The 16439-nt window shown below is 41.2% G+C and carries 15 protein-coding genes; 5 read left to right on the top strand and 10 right to left on the bottom strand.

The window, feature by feature from the left end; translation table 11 throughout:
- Positions 1 to 6 precede the first annotated feature (6 nt).
- Positions 7 to 1179, bottom strand: a complete 1173-nt coding sequence (locus PY092_RS08285) for a 2-isopropylmalate synthase (RefSeq protein ID WP_275615384.1) — start codon at positions 1177 to 1179, stop codon at positions 7 to 9.
- Between the two features lie 147 nt (positions 1180 to 1326).
- Between PY092_RS08285 and PY092_RS08280 the strand changes: the two genes are divergently transcribed.
- Positions 1327 to 2871, top strand: coding sequence for a hypothetical protein (locus tag PY092_RS08280; protein ID WP_275615383.1), 1545 nt, complete (start codon positions 1327 to 1329; stop codon positions 2869 to 2871).
- Here the strand turns inward: PY092_RS08280 and PY092_RS08275 are convergent.
- The 3 genes from PY092_RS08275 to panB are packed head-to-tail and all read right to left on the bottom strand — an operon-like array spanning position 2861 to position 4903.
- On the bottom strand, positions 2861 to 3568 hold the full coding sequence (locus tag PY092_RS08275; protein ID WP_275615382.1) for an RluA family pseudouridine synthase: 708 nt from the start codon (positions 3566 to 3568) through the stop codon (positions 2861 to 2863). The two genes, PY092_RS08280 and PY092_RS08275, sit on opposite strands and share 11 nt — an antisense overlap.
- A complete protein-coding gene (gene lspA / locus PY092_RS08270; protein ID WP_275615381.1) occupies positions 3565 to 4059 on the bottom strand; it encodes a signal peptidase II in 495 nt (164 codons plus the stop codon). The genes PY092_RS08275 and lspA overlap by 4 nt, the downstream gene beginning before the upstream one ends.
- A 25-nt stretch (positions 4060 to 4084) precedes the next feature.
- On the bottom strand, positions 4085 to 4903 hold the full coding sequence (gene panB / locus PY092_RS08265) for a 3-methyl-2-oxobutanoate hydroxymethyltransferase (protein ID WP_275615380.1): 819 nt from the start codon (positions 4901 to 4903) through the stop codon (positions 4085 to 4087).
- A 71-nt stretch (positions 4904 to 4974) separates the two neighbouring features.
- Between panB and PY092_RS08260 the strand changes: the two genes are divergently transcribed.
- Positions 4975 to 5454, top strand: coding sequence for a nuclear transport factor 2 family protein (locus PY092_RS08260; protein ID WP_275615379.1), 480 nt, complete (start codon positions 4975 to 4977; stop codon positions 5452 to 5454).
- On the opposite strand, the gene PY092_RS08255 is transcribed toward PY092_RS08260, so the two are convergent.
- Together PY092_RS08255 and PY092_RS08250 are read right to left on the bottom strand one after the other, a co-directional pair.
- On the bottom strand, positions 5446 to 5853 hold the full coding sequence (locus PY092_RS08255) for a GNAT family N-acetyltransferase (protein ID WP_275615378.1): 408 nt from the start codon (positions 5851 to 5853) through the stop codon (positions 5446 to 5448). The genes PY092_RS08260 and PY092_RS08255 overlap by 9 nt on opposite strands.
- Before the next feature lie 48 nt (positions 5854 to 5901).
- On the bottom strand, positions 5902 to 7326 hold the full coding sequence (locus tag PY092_RS08250) for an L-serine ammonia-lyase (protein ID WP_275615377.1): 1425 nt from the start codon (positions 7324 to 7326) through the stop codon (positions 5902 to 5904).
- Positions 7327 to 7558: 232 nt separating this feature from the next.
- On the opposite strand from PY092_RS08250, the gene dnaK reads away from it, so the two are divergent.
- A complete protein-coding gene (gene dnaK / locus PY092_RS08245; RefSeq protein ID WP_275615376.1) occupies positions 7559 to 9475 on the top strand; it encodes a molecular chaperone DnaK in 1917 nt (638 codons plus the stop codon).
- A 75-nt stretch (positions 9476 to 9550) separates the two neighbouring features.
- Here dnaK and PY092_RS08240 read toward each other — a convergent pair whose 3' ends face one another.
- A complete protein-coding gene (locus PY092_RS08240) occupies positions 9551 to 10195 on the bottom strand; it encodes a response regulator transcription factor (protein WP_275615375.1) in 645 nt (214 codons plus the stop codon).
- Between the two features lie 687 nt (positions 10196 to 10882).
- Positions 10883 to 11731: a TolB-like translocation protein gene (locus PY092_RS08235; RefSeq protein WP_275615374.1), complete on the bottom strand. Its 849-nt coding sequence runs from the start codon at positions 11729 to 11731 to the stop codon at positions 10883 to 10885.
- Positions 11732 to 12117: 386 nt separating this feature from the next.
- On the opposite strand from PY092_RS08235, the gene PY092_RS08230 reads away from it, so the two are divergent.
- A complete protein-coding gene (locus PY092_RS08230) occupies positions 12118 to 13611 on the top strand; it encodes a potassium/proton antiporter (protein WP_275615373.1) in 1494 nt (497 codons plus the stop codon).
- Between the two features lie 6 nt (positions 13612 to 13617).
- Here PY092_RS08230 and PY092_RS08225 read toward each other — a convergent pair whose 3' ends face one another.
- The gene (locus PY092_RS08225) at positions 13618 to 14661 is read right to left on the bottom strand and encodes a DUF4421 family protein (RefSeq protein WP_275615372.1); all 1044 of its coding nucleotides are present in this window, start codon (positions 14659 to 14661) and stop codon (positions 13618 to 13620) included.
- A 48-nt stretch (positions 14662 to 14709) separates the two neighbouring features.
- Positions 14710 to 15093, bottom strand: a complete 384-nt coding sequence (locus PY092_RS08220) for a DoxX family protein (RefSeq protein ID WP_275615371.1) — start codon at positions 15091 to 15093, stop codon at positions 14710 to 14712.
- 154 nt (positions 15094 to 15247) lie between these two features.
- Here PY092_RS08220 and PY092_RS08215 point away from each other — a divergent pair, with 154 nt between their 5' ends.
- On the top strand, positions 15248 to 16435 hold the full coding sequence (locus tag PY092_RS08215; RefSeq protein ID WP_275615370.1) for a TlpA family protein disulfide reductase: 1188 nt from the start codon (positions 15248 to 15250) through the stop codon (positions 16433 to 16435).
- Positions 16436 to 16439: the final 4 nt, after the last annotated feature.

Here is a 16439-nt window from a genome sequence, read left to right as displayed (position 1 = left end):
CATTATTTAAGCCAAGCTTTTCATTCCGATATTGCTGGTCTCAACAATTTCGTGAATGTCCTCATCCATGATTTCTTTTTTAACGTCGGCGTATTTCAAGAAGTTTTCATACACTACATCCAATTGAAGCTTGGTGAGCTCGTAGCCTACTTTTTTAGCGCGGTAGGCCAAGGCGGCACGTCCACTTCTTGCGGTCAGCACAATGGAAGATTCACTTACGCCTACATCTTTTGGGTCGATGATTTCATAGGTTTCTCGTTGCTTGATTACCCCATCTTGGTGGATTCCTGAACTGTGGGCAAATGCATTGGAACCTACGATGGCCTTGTTGGGTTGCACCGGCATTCCCATTTTTTGGGAAACCATGGTGCTGGTGTCCCAAAGCAATTTACTGTTGATATCGGTATCCAAATTCAAATGTGGATGTTGTCTCATTACCATCACAACTTCTTCCAAAGATGTGTTTCCGGCTCTTTCTCCGATACCGTTGATGGTACATTCAATTTGTCGAGCTCCGTTGATCACACCTGCAATGGAGTTGGCGGTGGCCAAACCTAGATCGTTATGGCAATGACAAGAAAGAATGGCTTTATCGATGCCTTTTACGTTTTCCTTCAAATATTTCATCTTGGCACCATATTCTTCGGGCAGGCAATATCCTGTGGTGTCGGGGATGTTCAAAACTGTAGCTCCGGCTTTGATCACCGCTTCGCATACACGTGCCAAGAACTCATTGTCCGTTCGGCCTGCATCCTCCGCATAGAATTCCACATCTTCGACAAAAGTTTTGGCATAGGTCACGGCTTCCACGGCCCGCTCTATAATTTTATCCTGTGTGGAATTGAATTTGTATTTGATGTGTGATTCGGAAGTTCCGATTCCAGTATGTATTCTAGGTCTTTTGGCATCCTTAATGGCTTCAGCAGCCACTTCGATGTCCTTTTTCACGGCACGGGTCAGTCCACAGACCGTTGCATTTTTGACCAATTTGGCAATCTCGTTCACCGATTTGAAATCACCAGGGCTAGATATGGGGAACCCTGCCTCGATCACATCAACTCCCAGCTCATCCAATCGTTCGGCAATGATTAATTTTTGTTCGGTATCCAGTTTACAACCAGGCACCTGTTCTCCATCTCTTAGTGTTGTGTCAAAAATTTCTACCTTATCTTTACCCATTATTTCAACCTGTTTTTTTCTATGACTTACGAAAATAGGGAAGGTGGGCTGAAGACGAAAAGCGGTTGAGAATATGTTACAACGTTGAACTGCTTTTTGAATAATTTAAATAACTGAAAAACAATTGTTTAAATAATATTTTTTACGATGACAAATGCCCATAAGGATGCTTTGTTTGTGCTGGTAAAATCGCTGTCCAAATCCGAAAAACGTCAATTTAAACTCTATGTTGGCCGTTTGGGTGTGAATACGGATGCCAAGTTTTTGGCGCTTTTCAATCTCTTGGATAAGATGCGTAAGTATGATGAAAAGCAGATTTTGGATAGCGGCATTGTCAAAAAGTCACAACTGTCCAACCTCAAAGCGCATTTGTACAAGCAGATTTTGGTAAGTCTAAGGTTGAACCCCGTGAACCAAAATGTGCGCATTCAGATTAGGGAACAACTCGATTTTGCCACCATTCTCTATCAAAAAGGACTTTACAAGCAAAGCTTGAAGATTTTGGAAAAAGCCAAAAGTTTTGCCATCGAAAACGAGGAAAAGAATGTGGCCTACGAAATCGTTGAACTCGAAAAGGTAATAGAAACCCAGTATATCACGCGAAGTATACCCGATAGGGCAGATGAACTTGCCATTGAGGCCAAGGAGCTTTCTGAACAGAATGTCATCACTAGCAAACTTTCCAATCTTTCGTTGCAGTTGTACGGGATGATGCTAAAAGTAGGCTATGTAAGGAGTGATGAAGATCTTCAAAAAGTAAAGACTTACTTTGAAGAACATTTACCCAAGTACGATATGGAAAAGTTGGGTTTCCGTGAAAAATTGTGGCTGTACAAGGCACATTTGTGGTATAGTCTTCTGATTCAGGACTTTTTGTCAGCCTATAAATATGCCAGCAAATGGGTGGACCTATTTTATGAAAACGAACATATGATTCCACTGAACCCCGTGTTCTTTTTAAAAGGAAACCATTATCTGTTGGAGTCGCTTTTCTTTGTGAAATACGCATCCCAGTTCAAGGAAACTTTGGAGCGCTTGGAAGAGCAGGTTGAAGATCCTAAGTTTCCTAAGAACGATAACATCAGCTCGCTTGCTTTTTTGTACATCAACACCAACAAACTGAACCTACATTTTCTGGAGGGGACTTTTGATAAAGGGATTTATTTGGTAAACATTATCGAGTACGGCATCAAAAAACACAGGCAACAAATAGATGAGCATCATGTGATGCTGCTCTATTACAAAATTGCCTGCCTGTACTTCGGAAATGGAGACAACAAAAACTGTATCGCTTACCTCAAAAGGATTATTTCCAACAAAAAGTTGAAGATGCGAGAGGATCTCATGTGCTTTGCGAGGGTATTGAGTCTTGTGGCGCACTACGAAGCAGGGATGGATTATCACTTGGAAGTACAGCTTAAAAGCACATATAAGTTCTTGTTGAAAATGAACGATTTACACGAGGTGCAAAAGGAAATGATCAAGTTCCTGAGAAATCTTGGGGACATTTATCCAACGGACCTAAAAGGAGAATTCCAAAAGTTGTACAACGAGTTGAAAAAATACGAGAACCATCCTTATGAAAAAAGGGCATTCCTGTATTTGGATATCCTTTCGTGGCTGGAAAGTCATTTGCAGAACAAACCTGTTTCCGAGATCATTAGGGAAAAGGCCTTGGCACTTACTCGCTGAGGCAGGCGTTCCAAACGGGATCCTCTGGTGGTGGCGCCAAAAAAGCAATGGGCTCCTTTTGTACGGGGTGCACAAGGGCCAAACTTCGGGCGTGTAGGTGTATGCCGCCATCCTTGTTGCTGCGGTCTGCACCATATTTTAAATCCCCTTTTATAGTACAGCCTATCGCTGCCAATTGTGCCCTGATTTGATGGTGCCTGCCTGTTTTCAAATCAATTTCCAACAAGAAATAATTATCCAGTTTCTTTATGATTTTATAGTCCAACTCGGCCTTTTTGCTATTGGGAACCTCTTTGTTGTGCGTATAGGATTTGTTCTGTTTGGGATTGCGCACCAACCAATGGGTCAAAGAGCCATTTTCCTGTGGAGGAGCATTTTTTACAACGGCCCAGTACATTTTTTTGGTTTCCCCTTGAGCAAACATTTTGTTTAGACGTGGTAGGGCCTTGGATGTCTTGGAAAAGAGTACAATGCCCGATGTGGGACGATCCAAACGATGCACCACGCCCAAATACACATTACCGGGTTTGTTGTGCTTTTCCTTTAGATGTAGCTTAACAACTTCGCTCAAAGGGTCGTCCCCCGTTTTATCCCCCTGTACAATATCCCCTACGCGTTTATTGACCACAATGAGATGGTTGTCTTCATAAAGTACTTGAAGGTTGGAAGGGGTGGATCTATTGGATTTTTGAATCATTGAACTTCATACTTTTTCTTTCTCAAAGAGAGTGCAAGTATCATCAAGACACCAATGGTCACGGAAACGTCGGCCATATTGAAAATACCGGTCTTGAAAAAGCCTATTCGTATATGGAAAAAATCTGTGACAGAACCATATAGAATCCGGTCGATCAAGTTGCCTATTCCTCCTCCTATGACAAATGCAAAAGCGATGATGAACCATTTTTCCAAGTTTCTTTTTGTCAAAATTCTAATGGCCAGAACCACTAGTACAATCAAAGGAACGCCTTTCAACAAAATTGCTTTAATCAAGGGAGGGAAGTTTTGTCCAAATCCTAATGCGGCACCTGTATTTTCAACATTGGTTAAAATTAGATTATTGCTGATCAATTGGATATACTCTCCTTGATCAACATTGTTTCTAACTAATTTTTTGGAAACTTGGTCACAACTGATATTACTGAAAATCAAAATCAGTATAAGTATTTTGGACAGATGTTTTTTCATGTAAGTGTCAATTCTAGATCACGATTTAATATGATTCGTCCTCATTCGGAAAATCCCGGCTTTTCACGTCATCCACATATTGGGAAACTGCTTTGCTCATTTCGTCATAAAGGTTCAAATACCTTCTCAAGAACCTGGGGTGGAACTCGTGGGTCATTCCTAGCATATCGTGCACTACCAACACCTGTCCGTCCACATGGTTGCCAGCACCGATTCCAATAATGGGGATGGAAACACTTTCCGCGACCTCTTTGGCCAATTTAGCTGGAATTTTTTCCAAAACAATGGCAAAACAGCCCAATTCCTCCAAGAGTTTGGCATCGGATTTCAGTTTTTCAGCCTCTTCTTCTTCCTTCGCGCGAACCGTATAAGTGCCAAATTTATAAATGGATTGTGGGGTAAGTCCCAAGTGGCCCATCACAGGGATTCCTGCTTCCAAAATTCGGCTGATGGATATTTTGATTTCTTCGCCACCTTCGACTTTTACAGCATGTGCACCACTCTCTTTCATAATTCGTATAGCGGAGCGTAGGGCTTCCTTGGAGTCACCTTGATAACTTCCAAAAGGTATGTCCACTACAACCAAGGCCCTTTTTGCGGCCCTGACCACGGAGCTGGCGTGATAGATCATTTGGTCCAGGGTAATGGGCAATGTGGTTTCATGGCCCGCCATGACATTACTGGCGGAATCTCCCACCAAAATGGCATCCACATTGGCGCCATCAACAATTTTGGCCATGGAATAATCGTAAGAGGTGAGCATACTGATTTTTTCACCGGTCTTTTTCATATCCACCAACGATTTTACCGTTACCCTTTTATATTCTTTTTTAGCTGTAGACATTGTAATTCTATTTGATGGCTAAAAGTAAGCAGATTTGTTTAATTTAGACTTCAATCAAAAAAACTAATCAAATGAGAAAATTGTTCAGTTGTGTAGTGTTGTTTGTTTTGGGTGTATTTGGATATGCACAAGGCCCAAATCCTTCAAACGAAGAAGCCAAAGAAGAAGTTAAACAAGTCGTTGAAACTTTTTTTGACGGTTTCCACAAGCAAGATTCAACCATCATCAAAAGTACCGTGGCCGAGGAGATAGTACTTCAAACCACGGGAAGAAGTCCTGAAGGCAAGACGCTTTTCAAGACAGAGGAATTCCCCAAATTTTTAAAATCCATTGTCGGTATTCCAGAAACCACAAAGTTTGAGGAAAAACTCACTTCATTCTCCATTCAGGTGGATAGAACCATGGCCAATGCTTGGGTAGGGTACGAGTTTTGGTTGAACGGGGAGTTCAGCCATTGCGGCATCAATTCGTTCCAGCTCATCAATTTTGATGGCGAATGGAAAATCATCTACTTGATTGATACCAGGGGTAAAGAGGGGTGTCTACAATAGGTCTTGAGCATTGTTTAAATAATAGCAAAATTCGTACTGACTCATTCCAATTTTAGGATAGTATGAAACTGCTTCGGGTGCAGCAAGAAGTATAAGTTTTGTTGTAGGCGCTTCTAGTTTAGTCCTCCGTATCAATTCTTTGCCAATTCCTTTGTTCTGATACTTTCTATCAACTGCCAAATCTGAAAGATAAGTACAAAACGAAAAGTCAGTCAGCGAACGAGAAATTCCGATGAGATCTCCATTTTCTCTTGCGGTGATGATTAAATTTGAATGCTCAATCATACTTGACAGCCTTTCAATTTCACTTATCGGTCTTCTTTCTCCCAAAGTTGAATTTATAAGTACTTTTTTAAACTCTTCAATGTCAATGTTTTTTTCTCTTTTGTATTCTATCATGGTTGTGCGGTTTTGAAAAGATGACAAGTAACTAAGATCTAGTTTGAATTAACAATCACTTAAAAACACACCTACTGCAAGACCTCCTTCAGAGGTCTCTTTGTATTTGGAGTTCATGTCCTTTGCGGTCTCCCACATTGTGTTCACTACTTTGTCCAAGGGTACTTTGCAATCTTTTGGGTCCGTATCCAGAGCGAGTTCCGCAGCGTTAATCGCTTTAATGGCTCCCATGGCGTTACGTTCAATACAAGGAACCTGTACCAAGCCGCCAATGGGGTCACAGGTAAGTCCTAAATGATGTTCCATGGCAATCTCTGCAGCGATCAAAACTTGCTCGGGAGTACCCCCCATCAGTTCGGTTAACCCTGCAGCTGCCATCGCTGAGGAAACACCGATTTCTGCTTGGCATCCTCCCATAGCAGCAGAGATGGTAGCTCCTTTTTTAAAGATGCTTCCAACTTCGCTGGCGACCAATAAAAATTGTTTTACGTCGTCAAAATTGGCATCGTGGTTTTCGATGACCATATAATACATTAATACGGATGGTATTACACCAGCACTACCGTTCGTTGGGGCAGTAACCACTCTACCCAAAGAAGCATTCACTTCATTTACGCTGAGCGCAAAACAGCTTACCCATTTAATAATTTGACGGAATTTGACCTCTGTGTCACGAATACTTTCCAGCCATTCCTGCGGATTTAAATAGGGAACATCGCCTTTTAGCTTTTGATGTATTTCGTAAGCGCGCCGTTTCACATTCAATCCTCCTGGGAGTTTTCCTTCGGTATGGCAGCCGACATACATGCATTCCAACATGGTGGTCCATATTCGGGCGATACCTTCGTTTATTTCAGGTTCGGGACGTAAAGAAAGCTCATTTTCCATGACTATTTGAGAGATGGATTTATTTTGGGCGTTGCAATGTTGGAGCAATTCATCCCCTCTTTTTACGGGATGCGGAAAAGTTTTAAACGTTTCTTTGTTCTCCTTGGCATGGATGAGTTCTTCCTTTACCACAAAACCGCCACCAATGGAATAATAGGTTTCGGATATTTTTTTACCGTTGGACAGTTCAGCTTCGAACTGAATTCCGTTGGCATGAAAGGGTAGAAATTCCTTTTTGAAGAGGATATCATGCTGAAAACTGAAGGGAATCTCTCTTTTCCCACCAAAATTGAGTTTGTTTTCTTCCTTGATCCTGTCAATTCTTCCTGAAATGCCATCGATTTCCACAGTCTCTGGGTCGGTACCCAATAATCCCATGACTACAGCTATATCGGTAGCATGTCCTTTGCCCGTGAGGCAAAGGGAACCATACAAATATGCTTTGATGCTTTCAACATCGTCAAAAACATGCTGCTCTTCCAGTTCAGCAATCCAGCGCTCCGCTGCACGCCATGGACCGAGCGTATGGGAGCTGGAAGGCCCTACGCCGATTTTTAGCATATCAAACACACTAATGCATTCCATAAACTCAATTTACAGTTTCAAATATAGGAAGCTAGGTAATATAAATAAGTGGAATATTTTAATATCAAAGGTCCTTTTTCAACAATAATCATGACACCTCTTTTACTGCTAGGGTTTTAAAGGGTTTATACAATTATCTGACACCTTGTCATATTCTTGGCCATGGCATGATCATTGACATTTTAAGAGCGAGATAAAAAAAGAATTTTAAACAGATATAACTTTAGATACGATGAGCAAGATTATAGGTATAGACTTAGGTACGACCAACTCCTGCGTCTCTGTAATGGAAGGTAACGAGCCTGTGGTAATTCCAAATGCCGAGGGTAAGCGTACCACTCCATCCATGATTGCATTTGTTGAAGGTGGGGAGATCAAGGTCGGTGACCCTGCAAAAAGACAAGCGGTGACCAACCCGCACAAAACGATTTATTCCATTAAGCGATTTATGGGTAACAAATACTCAGAATCCAGCAAGGAAGCAAAACGAGTACCTTATAAGGTAACAAAAGGTGACAATGATACACCACGTGTGGATGTGGACGGTCGTTTGTACACTCCACAAGAATTGTCTGCAATGATTCTTCAAAAAATGAAGAAAACCGCAGAGGATTACTTGGGACAAGATGTAACCAGAGCGGTTATTACCGTTCCTGCATACTTTAACGATTCACAAAGACAGGCCACTAAAGAAGCTGGTGAAATTGCTGGCCTTACCGTGGAACGTATTATCAACGAGCCAACGGCTGCTTCTTTGGCATACGGGCTTGATAAAAAGGATACAGAACAAAAAATAGTGGTGTTTGACTTTGGTGGTGGTACACACGATGTTTCCATTCTTGAATTGGGAGACGGAGTATTTGAAGTACTGGCCACGGATGGTGATACCCACTTGGGTGGTGACGATGTTGACCAAAAAATTATCGATTGGTTGGCTGAAGAGTTCAAGAAAGATGAAGATATGGACCTTCGTGAAGACCCAATGGCACTTCAGCGTTTGAGAGAAGCTGCTGAAAAGGCAAAAATTGAGTTGTCTTCTTCTGCACAGACAGAAATCAACTTGCCTTATGTGACCGCTACGGCATCAGGACCAAAGCACTTGGTAAGAACATTGTCCAGAGCCAAATTTGAGCAATTGATCGCTGATTTGGTAAAAAGAACAATCGATCCTTGTGAGAAAGCATTGAAGTCTGCAGGACTATCCAAAAGCGATATTGATGAGATCATCTTGGTGGGTGGTTCCACTCGTATCCCTGCGGTACAAGAAGCTGTTGAGAAATTCTTCGGCAAAAAACCATCCAAAGGTGTAAACCCGGATGAGGTTGTGGCGATTGGTGCCGCTATCCAAGGTGGTGTATTGACTGGAGATGTAAAAGATGTACTCTTGTTGGATGTAACCCCACTTTCTTTGGGTATTGAAACAATGGGTAGCGTGTTCACAAAATTGATCGAGGCGAACACAACCATCCCAACCAAGAAATCACAGGTATTCTCTACGGCGGCGGACAATCAACCTTCGGTTGAAATCCACGTACTGCAAGGAGAAAGACCTATGGCTGCTGATAACAAGACCATCGGTAGATTCCACTTGGATGGTATTCCACCAGCACCAAGAGGTACACCTCAAATTGAAGTGACCTTCGATATTGATGCCAACGGTATCATCAAGGTTTCTGCGACCGACAAAGCTACTGGTAAGTCACAGGACATCCGAATCGAAGCTTCTTCTGGTTTGACCGAGGAAGAAATCGAAAAGATGAAAGCAGAAGCTGAGGCAAATGCCGAAGCGGATAAAAAAGCTAAGGAAACCGCTGATAAGTTGAACGAGGCAGATGCTATGATCTTCCAAACGGAAAAGCAACTGAGCGAGTTTGGTGATAAATTGTCCGATGACAAGAAAAAACCAATCGAAGATGCTTTGGAAGAGTTGAAGAAAGCTTACGAAGGCAAAGACCTAGCGGTTATTGAGCCTGCTTTGGAAAAAATCAACGAAGCTTGGAAAGTAGCTTCCGAAGAAATGTACAAAGCACAAGCTGAAGCACAAGGTGGTGGAGCAGGAGCTTCATCGGATGCCGGTGCTGGTGATACTGCTGGAGGTGCCTCTGAAGGAGACAACGTAGAAGATGTTGACTTCGAAGAAGTGAAGTAATTCAATTACGTTTTAATAAATAGAAAAACCCTGACGAAATCGTCAGGGTTTTTTTGTTGGGTCGAAGTTTCCAAATTACGCCGCGTTCAATTGCTGCATTTCCATTTCTTTGAGCTTTCGCAAAGCTTCTGATTTTGAGTTCACGTTCAACTTTACATAAATGTTCTGAATGTGAAAATTGACCGCGCTGGGAGTAACAAAGAGTTTGTCCGCGATCATTTTATAAGTGAAACCTTGGGTTAGGAGTTCAATGATCTCATTTTCTTTTTTCGAGAACACATCGAACGACTTGGTTTGGAACGAATCAATGATTTTTTTCGCCACATCCAATTCCAAGGCAATACCATGTTGGTCAAGGGCGTCCAACGCATTGAACAACCGGTCCTTGGTCATTGGTTTGATCAAATAGCCGCTAGCCCCTTTTTTAAAGGCTTCTTTAATGAGTTTAAAATCATTTTTTTGACTCATCATCAATACCTTGAGGTCTTTGTTCTTCCGGTAAAAATATTCCAGGCCATCAATGCCCGAGATTCCATTTAGCATGGCCTCACAGATGACAATATCTGGATGGGACCGCCCAAAATTGGACAAAAGACCGTGAACGGAGCCGTAAACACCGTGGAGTTCGTACTGCTCATTGTCAGTAAAGTACTGATGGTAAATGCCGCCAAAGGTATCATCGTTGTCGATGATGGCAATTTTTAAAACATTCTTTTTCATGATAAGAAAGATTAGGGGGATTAATGTTGTTACATATTTGTATTGTAGGTTAAGTTTTGGACAATATCGTCCGTCTCCACATTTTTGAAGTTGGGATAAACCAATGAAGTATTGCTGCGATGTTCACAATGAACAAAAGCAAGTGTTCCATTAAGGTTTACTCCAAAAATGGGTGTAATCCCTTTAGGGATTAAGTGCTGAAATTTGTGTTTAGTTGAGGTGCTGCCCCATCAAAAAAGGAAGATGTAAAGAGGTTTTGGGACGCCTTTTTTTCGAGTGTTGTAGTTTTTGTTCATGACTTAATAGATTTGGGATTGTATTATTTCATTAGTGAATTTAGAATTTTTTAACTATTGAGCGGAATTTTTGTAGTGATTTTCGTTCAAATGCACTTTCAGATATAATCCATCAGTTTGAAATAGAGTGGGATAGAAGAGAAGATTCGGTTGTAAATAGTTGTTTTTCAAATTGTTAAATAAAAAAAATAGGATGCCGTCCCATCAGCATCCTATTCTTGAAGTAAATCGGTCAGATTGAAATAATACAACCCGCTCTCTATGATAGTCTGTCAGTTTCCCCCTGTCTTTCTTATCATTGTCATGAGTGTTTCAAAATTCGGCTATGAAACAACGTCATAAGACACTTCAGGTTTATTGACCGATTCAATAAGTATTTAGTAATCAGGTATTATTCTTCATCTTGGAATGAAGTTTCCACATATTCGTAGCTTCCTTCATTCATGGCGGTTTGGAGTCCTGTATCTCGCTCGGCAACATCGTTGTACTGATCCTGCTTACTTGAACGTCCATACGCTACGGTATATTGTGCTACGGTATTATTGTAACCCCTATTGGATACCACAAATCCCATTTTTTTCTCTGGGCTCAACTGAATGGCGTACTCATCGCTATTACTGTTGATATGGGCTCCCAAGTTGACTGAAGTGGTTAGGGTGTTCTTTACCACTTGTGAGGCGTAAAGGTCCAATCCACCGAATCCATCCCTTCCTTCTGAAGCAAAGAACAATAAGGTTTCGTTGTAAATGCTGGGGTAAAGTTCATCTTCTTTTGTATTTACCTTGGGGCCAAGGTTCTTGGATACGCCCAAGGTTCCATCTGCGGCAATATCGGCCACATAAATATCGTATTTACCAAAGGTACCCTTCATATTGGAAGCAAAGAACAAACGAGATCCATCGGCGGTAACTGTAGGGTGTTTGGCCGAGTAGTGTTTCGGGCATACATCCAATTGGGTAATGTTGGTCCATTCGCCGTTCACTTTTTCCGCACGGTAAACGTGGTAAACCAATTCTTTTTTGGAGAACACACCGTAAAGAGGTTTTTCATACGTGCCTTTACTAAAGTAGGCCGTTTTCCCATCTTTGGTAATCGACATGGAGGGTACGTATCCATCAATAGTGGAAACGCTTCCTTCCAAAGTGTCGTTGATCATTTTTTCATCTGCCTGTGCAAAAGCATTTTGACTGGCAAGTATCATTCCTGAAACAAGTAGACTGTAAATCGTAGATCGTGTCATGATGTATGGATTTGGGGGTTAATACATGACAAAGATCAAAAACAATCGCGGCGGATACTTATCAATTTTTCATAGGTTTTCACTTTTAACGACTAAAAAGTGCAGTTTATCGAATATTTTTTCGCTGTTTAACATGTATTTGATCATCAAAGTGCATTTGAACGTTCTTTTTGTGTTTTTGGGCGAACGATAATCGAAGGGTATAAAATGACCCAAAATTGATTGCAAAGCCGATTTCCTGTCATTGATGTAATACCTTGCCTCTCTTAATATTATAAATCAGTGAAATTGAATTAACTTCGCTTTTACTGAAAAAGCCCCCCCTTTATGGAGTCTTTTTCGTCTACATCTTTAAATAACCTCAAACCCAAATTCATCCTTATTGAATGAATATTACCATAGAAAACATCATATTAATAGGTTCGGTACTGCTGCTCATCAGTATTTTGGCAGGTAAAACAACCTATCGCTTCGGTATTCCTACCTTATTGTTGTTTTTGACCATTGGGATGCTCGCAGGGTCGGATGGGATTGGCGGTATTTATTTTGATAATCCCAAGATTGCCCAGTTTGTTGGTGTGGTCTCCCTGAACTTCATTCTTTTTTCGGGAGGATTGGATACCAATTGGCAATCGGTAAAACCCGTGCTCAAAGAGGGAATAGCACTTTCCACCTTAGGAGTTTTGCTTACTGCTGTGGGGTTGGGGTACTTTGTGTATTTGATTACGGATTTTAGTTTATATGAAAGTCTGCTACTCGGAGCTATTGTTTCTTCTACCGATGCAGCTGCTGTTTTTTCGATACTTCGGGGCAAGAACTTGGCCCTGAAAAAGAATTTAAGGCCCACCTTGGAGCTGGAGAGTGGTAGTAACGACCCCATGGCTTATGTACTGACCATTGCATTTTTGACCTTGGTACAATTTCCTGAAAAGAACATTTTATCCGTATTGCCAATGTTTTTTCTTCAAATGGCACTTGGCGGAGCGGCAGGGTTTTTGTTCGGAAAACTCAGTAAAATAATCATCAACAGGATTCGGCTGGATTTTGAGGGACTTTACCCTGTGCTAACGATCGCCTTGATGTTCATTACCTTTTCGGCTACCGATTTTATAGGGGGCAATGGGTTTTTGTCCATCTATATCTGTTCCGTGTATTTGGGCAATCAAAATTTGATTCACAAAAAAACCATCATGCGGATGTTCGATGGGTTGGCATGGCTTATGGAAATTGTATTGTTCCTTACTTTGGGGTTACTGGTATTTCCAACCCAGATGGTACCTTATATTGGTATAGGGTTGTTGATTTCTTTATTTCTGATTTTTGTGGCCCGTCCATTGGCGGTTTTGATTTCACTATCCCCATTTCGAATGAAAATGAGGCGTAGATTCTATATTTCGTGGGTAGGATTGCGCGGTGCCGTGCCCATAGTTTTTGCAACATACCCACTTTTGGCAGGAATTGAAAAAGCCAATATCATTTTCAATATTGTCTTTTTTGTTTCCATTACCTCGGTTCTTGTTCAAGGAAGCACATTATCCCTTGTAGCAAAATGGTTGCATGTTGGATTGCCCGAGAGTGCCAAACCATTATCTCCCACCGATGAGCTATTGTCAGAACACCCAAAAGCGTTAATGAAGGAAATTACCATCAGTGAATCCTGCCCCGCTACAGGAGTGAAAATCGTGAACCTTAACTTTCCCAAGAAAGCGATTATTGCGATGATAGAGCGGGATGGCAACTACCTTACCCCAAATGGGTTGACAAAGATCAGAGCTAATGATAAATTGGTAGTGCTTACCGATAAACCAGAAATATTGGATAAGGTGTATGATTCACTTTCCTTAAAAAGAGTAAAGGAGAAGGAAGCAACTTCTGAGTAGATTGTATCAGTCAGCAACCTCACGACCTGTAAAAGGTTTGAAGATTCTCTGCACGAACCTTGGGGGGTCAAATCGGTAGCCTACATAAATTGAGCCGTAGAATTGGTCGTTTTCAGTAGAGGAAACACTGTCTTCGTTGTACCAATCCGCACTAAATGTAAGATTCAATCCATAAATTACCCTTTTTGAACTGTACCCTAAATTAAGGCCACCTGCCAGTCGTCGTGTAACATAAGTGTTGTTTTCAATAATAGGGTCACCATCAACTTCCGATTCTGATTTGGAAAATCGCAAACCCAGTGAAGGAGAAATATTTGCAGATAAAAACCAATTATCGTGAAGTACAAAGGTGTAATAATAGGCAGGTTCCAATCGAACATTAAAAAACTTTTCCTTGTTTACTATTCCTTCTTCATGTAAATCAAAAATATTGTAATCATAATGCAATGAGCCTATTAGGCTTCCGCTACTTATCTTTTGCCATTCGTTTTGGTATACAATGTTTCTATATGAAAAATCAGGGTTGAAAACATAAGAAGTCGACATACCGAATACCTCACTGAACAAATTGTTGAACTGTATGTAAGGGTCAGAACCTTCTATCCAGTTAGGGGCAAAATCTTTGGTGTTCCGAACATAATACCCTGAAATTTTACGATAGCTAAGTCCTTGAACCCATTTGCCTAGAAAAAATCTGAACTGATAGTCTGAAAAAGAAGATTCCCCTTTTAGGTTTTCATCGCTGTTTGCACCGAGGAATTTTGGCACAAAGCCGACACTAACTCCTAAAAACTCATAATCCAAGGACAGAAATAGACGATATCTATTATTGGGTTTTAAGTGAAGCTGGGTGTTTTCTTCTTCATTTTTATAGAAAAAAACATCGTTACGGGTATCAATATTAGCTTTGATAATAATTTTATCCGTGTAGTTGACAAGGGCCACCGTATCATTTTGCGCATTACATTCAAGCCCAAATCCAAAAAGAAATGGAACAATGCATCCTGCAAAGTGATTGGTAAATGGATGAAAGTTAGTGTAAAAGGCCATACCCTTACAAGATACACTGCTATTTGGTAAAATCTGGATTTTTACGTCCTATTTGTTCAGGTACGGGATTTGATTTCGGTTGATCCAGACAAGAATTAAGCAAAAAATAAAAGTGACCAAAGCCAAAATGAAAAGTGTACCTCCATCATTTTGCACCACGATGCCCAATTGGGTAATATGGGAAAATATAGCACCCAGCATGATCCCAATACCCAACAAAGCACCAATCCAAGTGGTTTTGGGAATAAGAATGAGCAGTGCCACGATCAATTCAATAATCCCCAAACCTATTCTTCCCCAAGGTTCCAATCCGAGCTGTTCAAAAATATAGACGGATTCTGGAGCTGCTGAAAATTTAAAATACAAGGTCTGCAATAGAATTACTGTAGGGACAATCCTCAGAAAGGCATGTACAATTGATTTTGTTGTCATGATGTTATTGATTATGTTGAATGATGGTTTAGTCGAAAAACATGGGTTCAAATAACTGTTACTCAGCAAATAATTCATCAAGAGGCGATTTCCATAAACGTCAATGAGGTGTTTCTTTGTAAAATCATCTTCGGAAATGGTTAATTTTATGGTCATGAAAAATGTATTTAAACTCACGTTGTTTTCACTGCTGTTGATGCAGTCCTGTTCCGAAAAACCATGGCTTTCAGGAACAATTGCTTTCGAGACTGAAGCAGACTGGAAACCTACTGTATATCTTGTTCAGCCAGAAAAGTTCGATGATGTGGTCCAAAGCTTTGTTGGAAAAGTATTGGACTCAGCACAAGTATCCCAAAACGGCCATTTTGAATTTAAAAACCTACCAGAATACAAAAAACCGGTTTTGCTGGAGCTTGTGGTTCAGAAAAATGGAGAGAAGTATCCCAACCGGCTAGTGAATGAAAATCCCCAAACGGATAATTATTTCCCTTTGATCTATCAACCGGGCACCCAAATGGTGATTGAATCGGATGTTGCCTATTTTCAATCCACTTTCTCTATTCTGGAACCGTCATCAGAAAATGAAGCACTGTTGCGATTGAGGGATTTGCGTTTGATGGCCTATGAAAAATATCTTGAAGGTCAAAAAGATGTTCGCGGGGCAGATGAAGATTTGTTGGAACGTGAAAAGAACGAATATAACTTTAAAAAAGAATTGATCGATTTTGCGGATAGCACGAAGGAGCTGTTACCTGCTATGGTGGCTTTGCGATGGGCCAGTCCGGAAGGGGACTACGAACGGATGGCCGAACTGGTTTACAATCAGTCTGAAAAATGGAACGCTCTGCACCCAGAACATCCATGGGTAAAGGAACTGGCTACAGTGGCCGATAAACAAAATCTCCCCATTTTGGTTGGAGATCTTATTCCCGAGATACAACTTCCGATCAGGGGTGGTGAAACTGCCTCATTGCAAACCTTGCTCAAGGGGCAAAAATTGATGGTGTTGGATGTCTGGGCCTCTTGGTGTGCGCCGTGTAGAGTGGAAAATAGAAATGTTTTGGTACCGCTATGGGAAAAGTATCATGCAGATGATTTTCAAATTGTGGCATACGGATTGGAAAGTAGTGAAAAGGCCTGGAACAATGCCATACAGAAAGATGGTGCTTACCGTTGGTCGCACGCTTCTCATCTGCGGGGAGACCAAAATCCTTTTATGGATGCCTTGCGTTTGAGTACAATTCCCGCAAACTTTTTATTGGATGGGAACGGGACGGTACTGGCCAAAAACTTACACGGAGAGGATTTGGTTGGTTTTGTGGATGAATACATGTCCAAGTAGTACT

The sequence above is a fragment of the Flagellimonas yonaguniensis genome (genome assembly GCF_029193885.1).
Classification (GTDB): Bacteria; Bacteroidota; Bacteroidia; order Flavobacteriales; family Flavobacteriaceae; genus Flagellimonas; species Flagellimonas yonaguniensis.
This window is presented reverse-complemented; position numbering and strand designations above follow the sequence as displayed.

Coding starts and splice junctions, on each gene's coding strand:
- PY092_RS08285 (WP_275615384.1), bottom strand. CDS start 1,179: ATGGGTAAAGATAAGGTAGAAATTTTTGACACAACACTAAGAGATGGA.
- PY092_RS08280 (WP_275615383.1), top strand. CDS start 1,327: ATGACAAATGCCCATAAGGATGCTTTGTTTGTGCTGGTAAAATCGCTG.
- PY092_RS08275 (WP_275615382.1), bottom strand. CDS start 3,568: ATGATTCAAAAATCCAATAGATCCACCCCTTCCAACCTTCAAGTACTT.
- lspA (WP_275615381.1), bottom strand. CDS start 4,059: ATGAAAAAACATCTGTCCAAAATACTTATACTGATTTTGATTTTCAGT.
- panB (WP_275615380.1), bottom strand. CDS start 4,903: ATGTCTACAGCTAAAAAAGAATATAAAAGGGTAACGGTAAAATCGTTG.
- PY092_RS08260 (WP_275615379.1), top strand. CDS start 4,975: ATGAGAAAATTGTTCAGTTGTGTAGTGTTGTTTGTTTTGGGTGTATTT.
- PY092_RS08255 (WP_275615378.1), bottom strand. CDS start 5,853: ATGATAGAATACAAAAGAGAAAAAAACATTGACATTGAAGAGTTTAAA.
- PY092_RS08250 (WP_275615377.1), bottom strand. CDS start 7,326: ATGGAATGCATTAGTGTGTTTGATATGCTAAAAATCGGCGTAGGGCCT.
- dnaK (WP_275615376.1), top strand. CDS start 7,559: ATGAGCAAGATTATAGGTATAGACTTAGGTACGACCAACTCCTGCGTC.
- PY092_RS08240 (WP_275615375.1), bottom strand. CDS start 10,195: ATGAAAAAGAATGTTTTAAAAATTGCCATCATCGACAACGATGATACC.
- PY092_RS08235 (WP_275615374.1), bottom strand. CDS start 11,731: ATGACACGATCTACGATTTACAGTCTACTTGTTTCAGGAATGATACTT.
- PY092_RS08230 (WP_275615373.1), top strand. CDS start 12,118: ATGAATATTACCATAGAAAACATCATATTAATAGGTTCGGTACTGCTG.
- PY092_RS08225 (WP_275615372.1), bottom strand. CDS start 14,661: ATGGCCTTTTACACTAACTTTCATCCATTTACCAATCACTTTGCAGGA.
- PY092_RS08220 (WP_275615371.1), bottom strand. CDS start 15,093: ATGACAACAAAATCAATTGTACATGCCTTTCTGAGGATTGTCCCTACA.
- PY092_RS08215 (WP_275615370.1), top strand. CDS start 15,248: ATGAAAAATGTATTTAAACTCACGTTGTTTTCACTGCTGTTGATGCAG.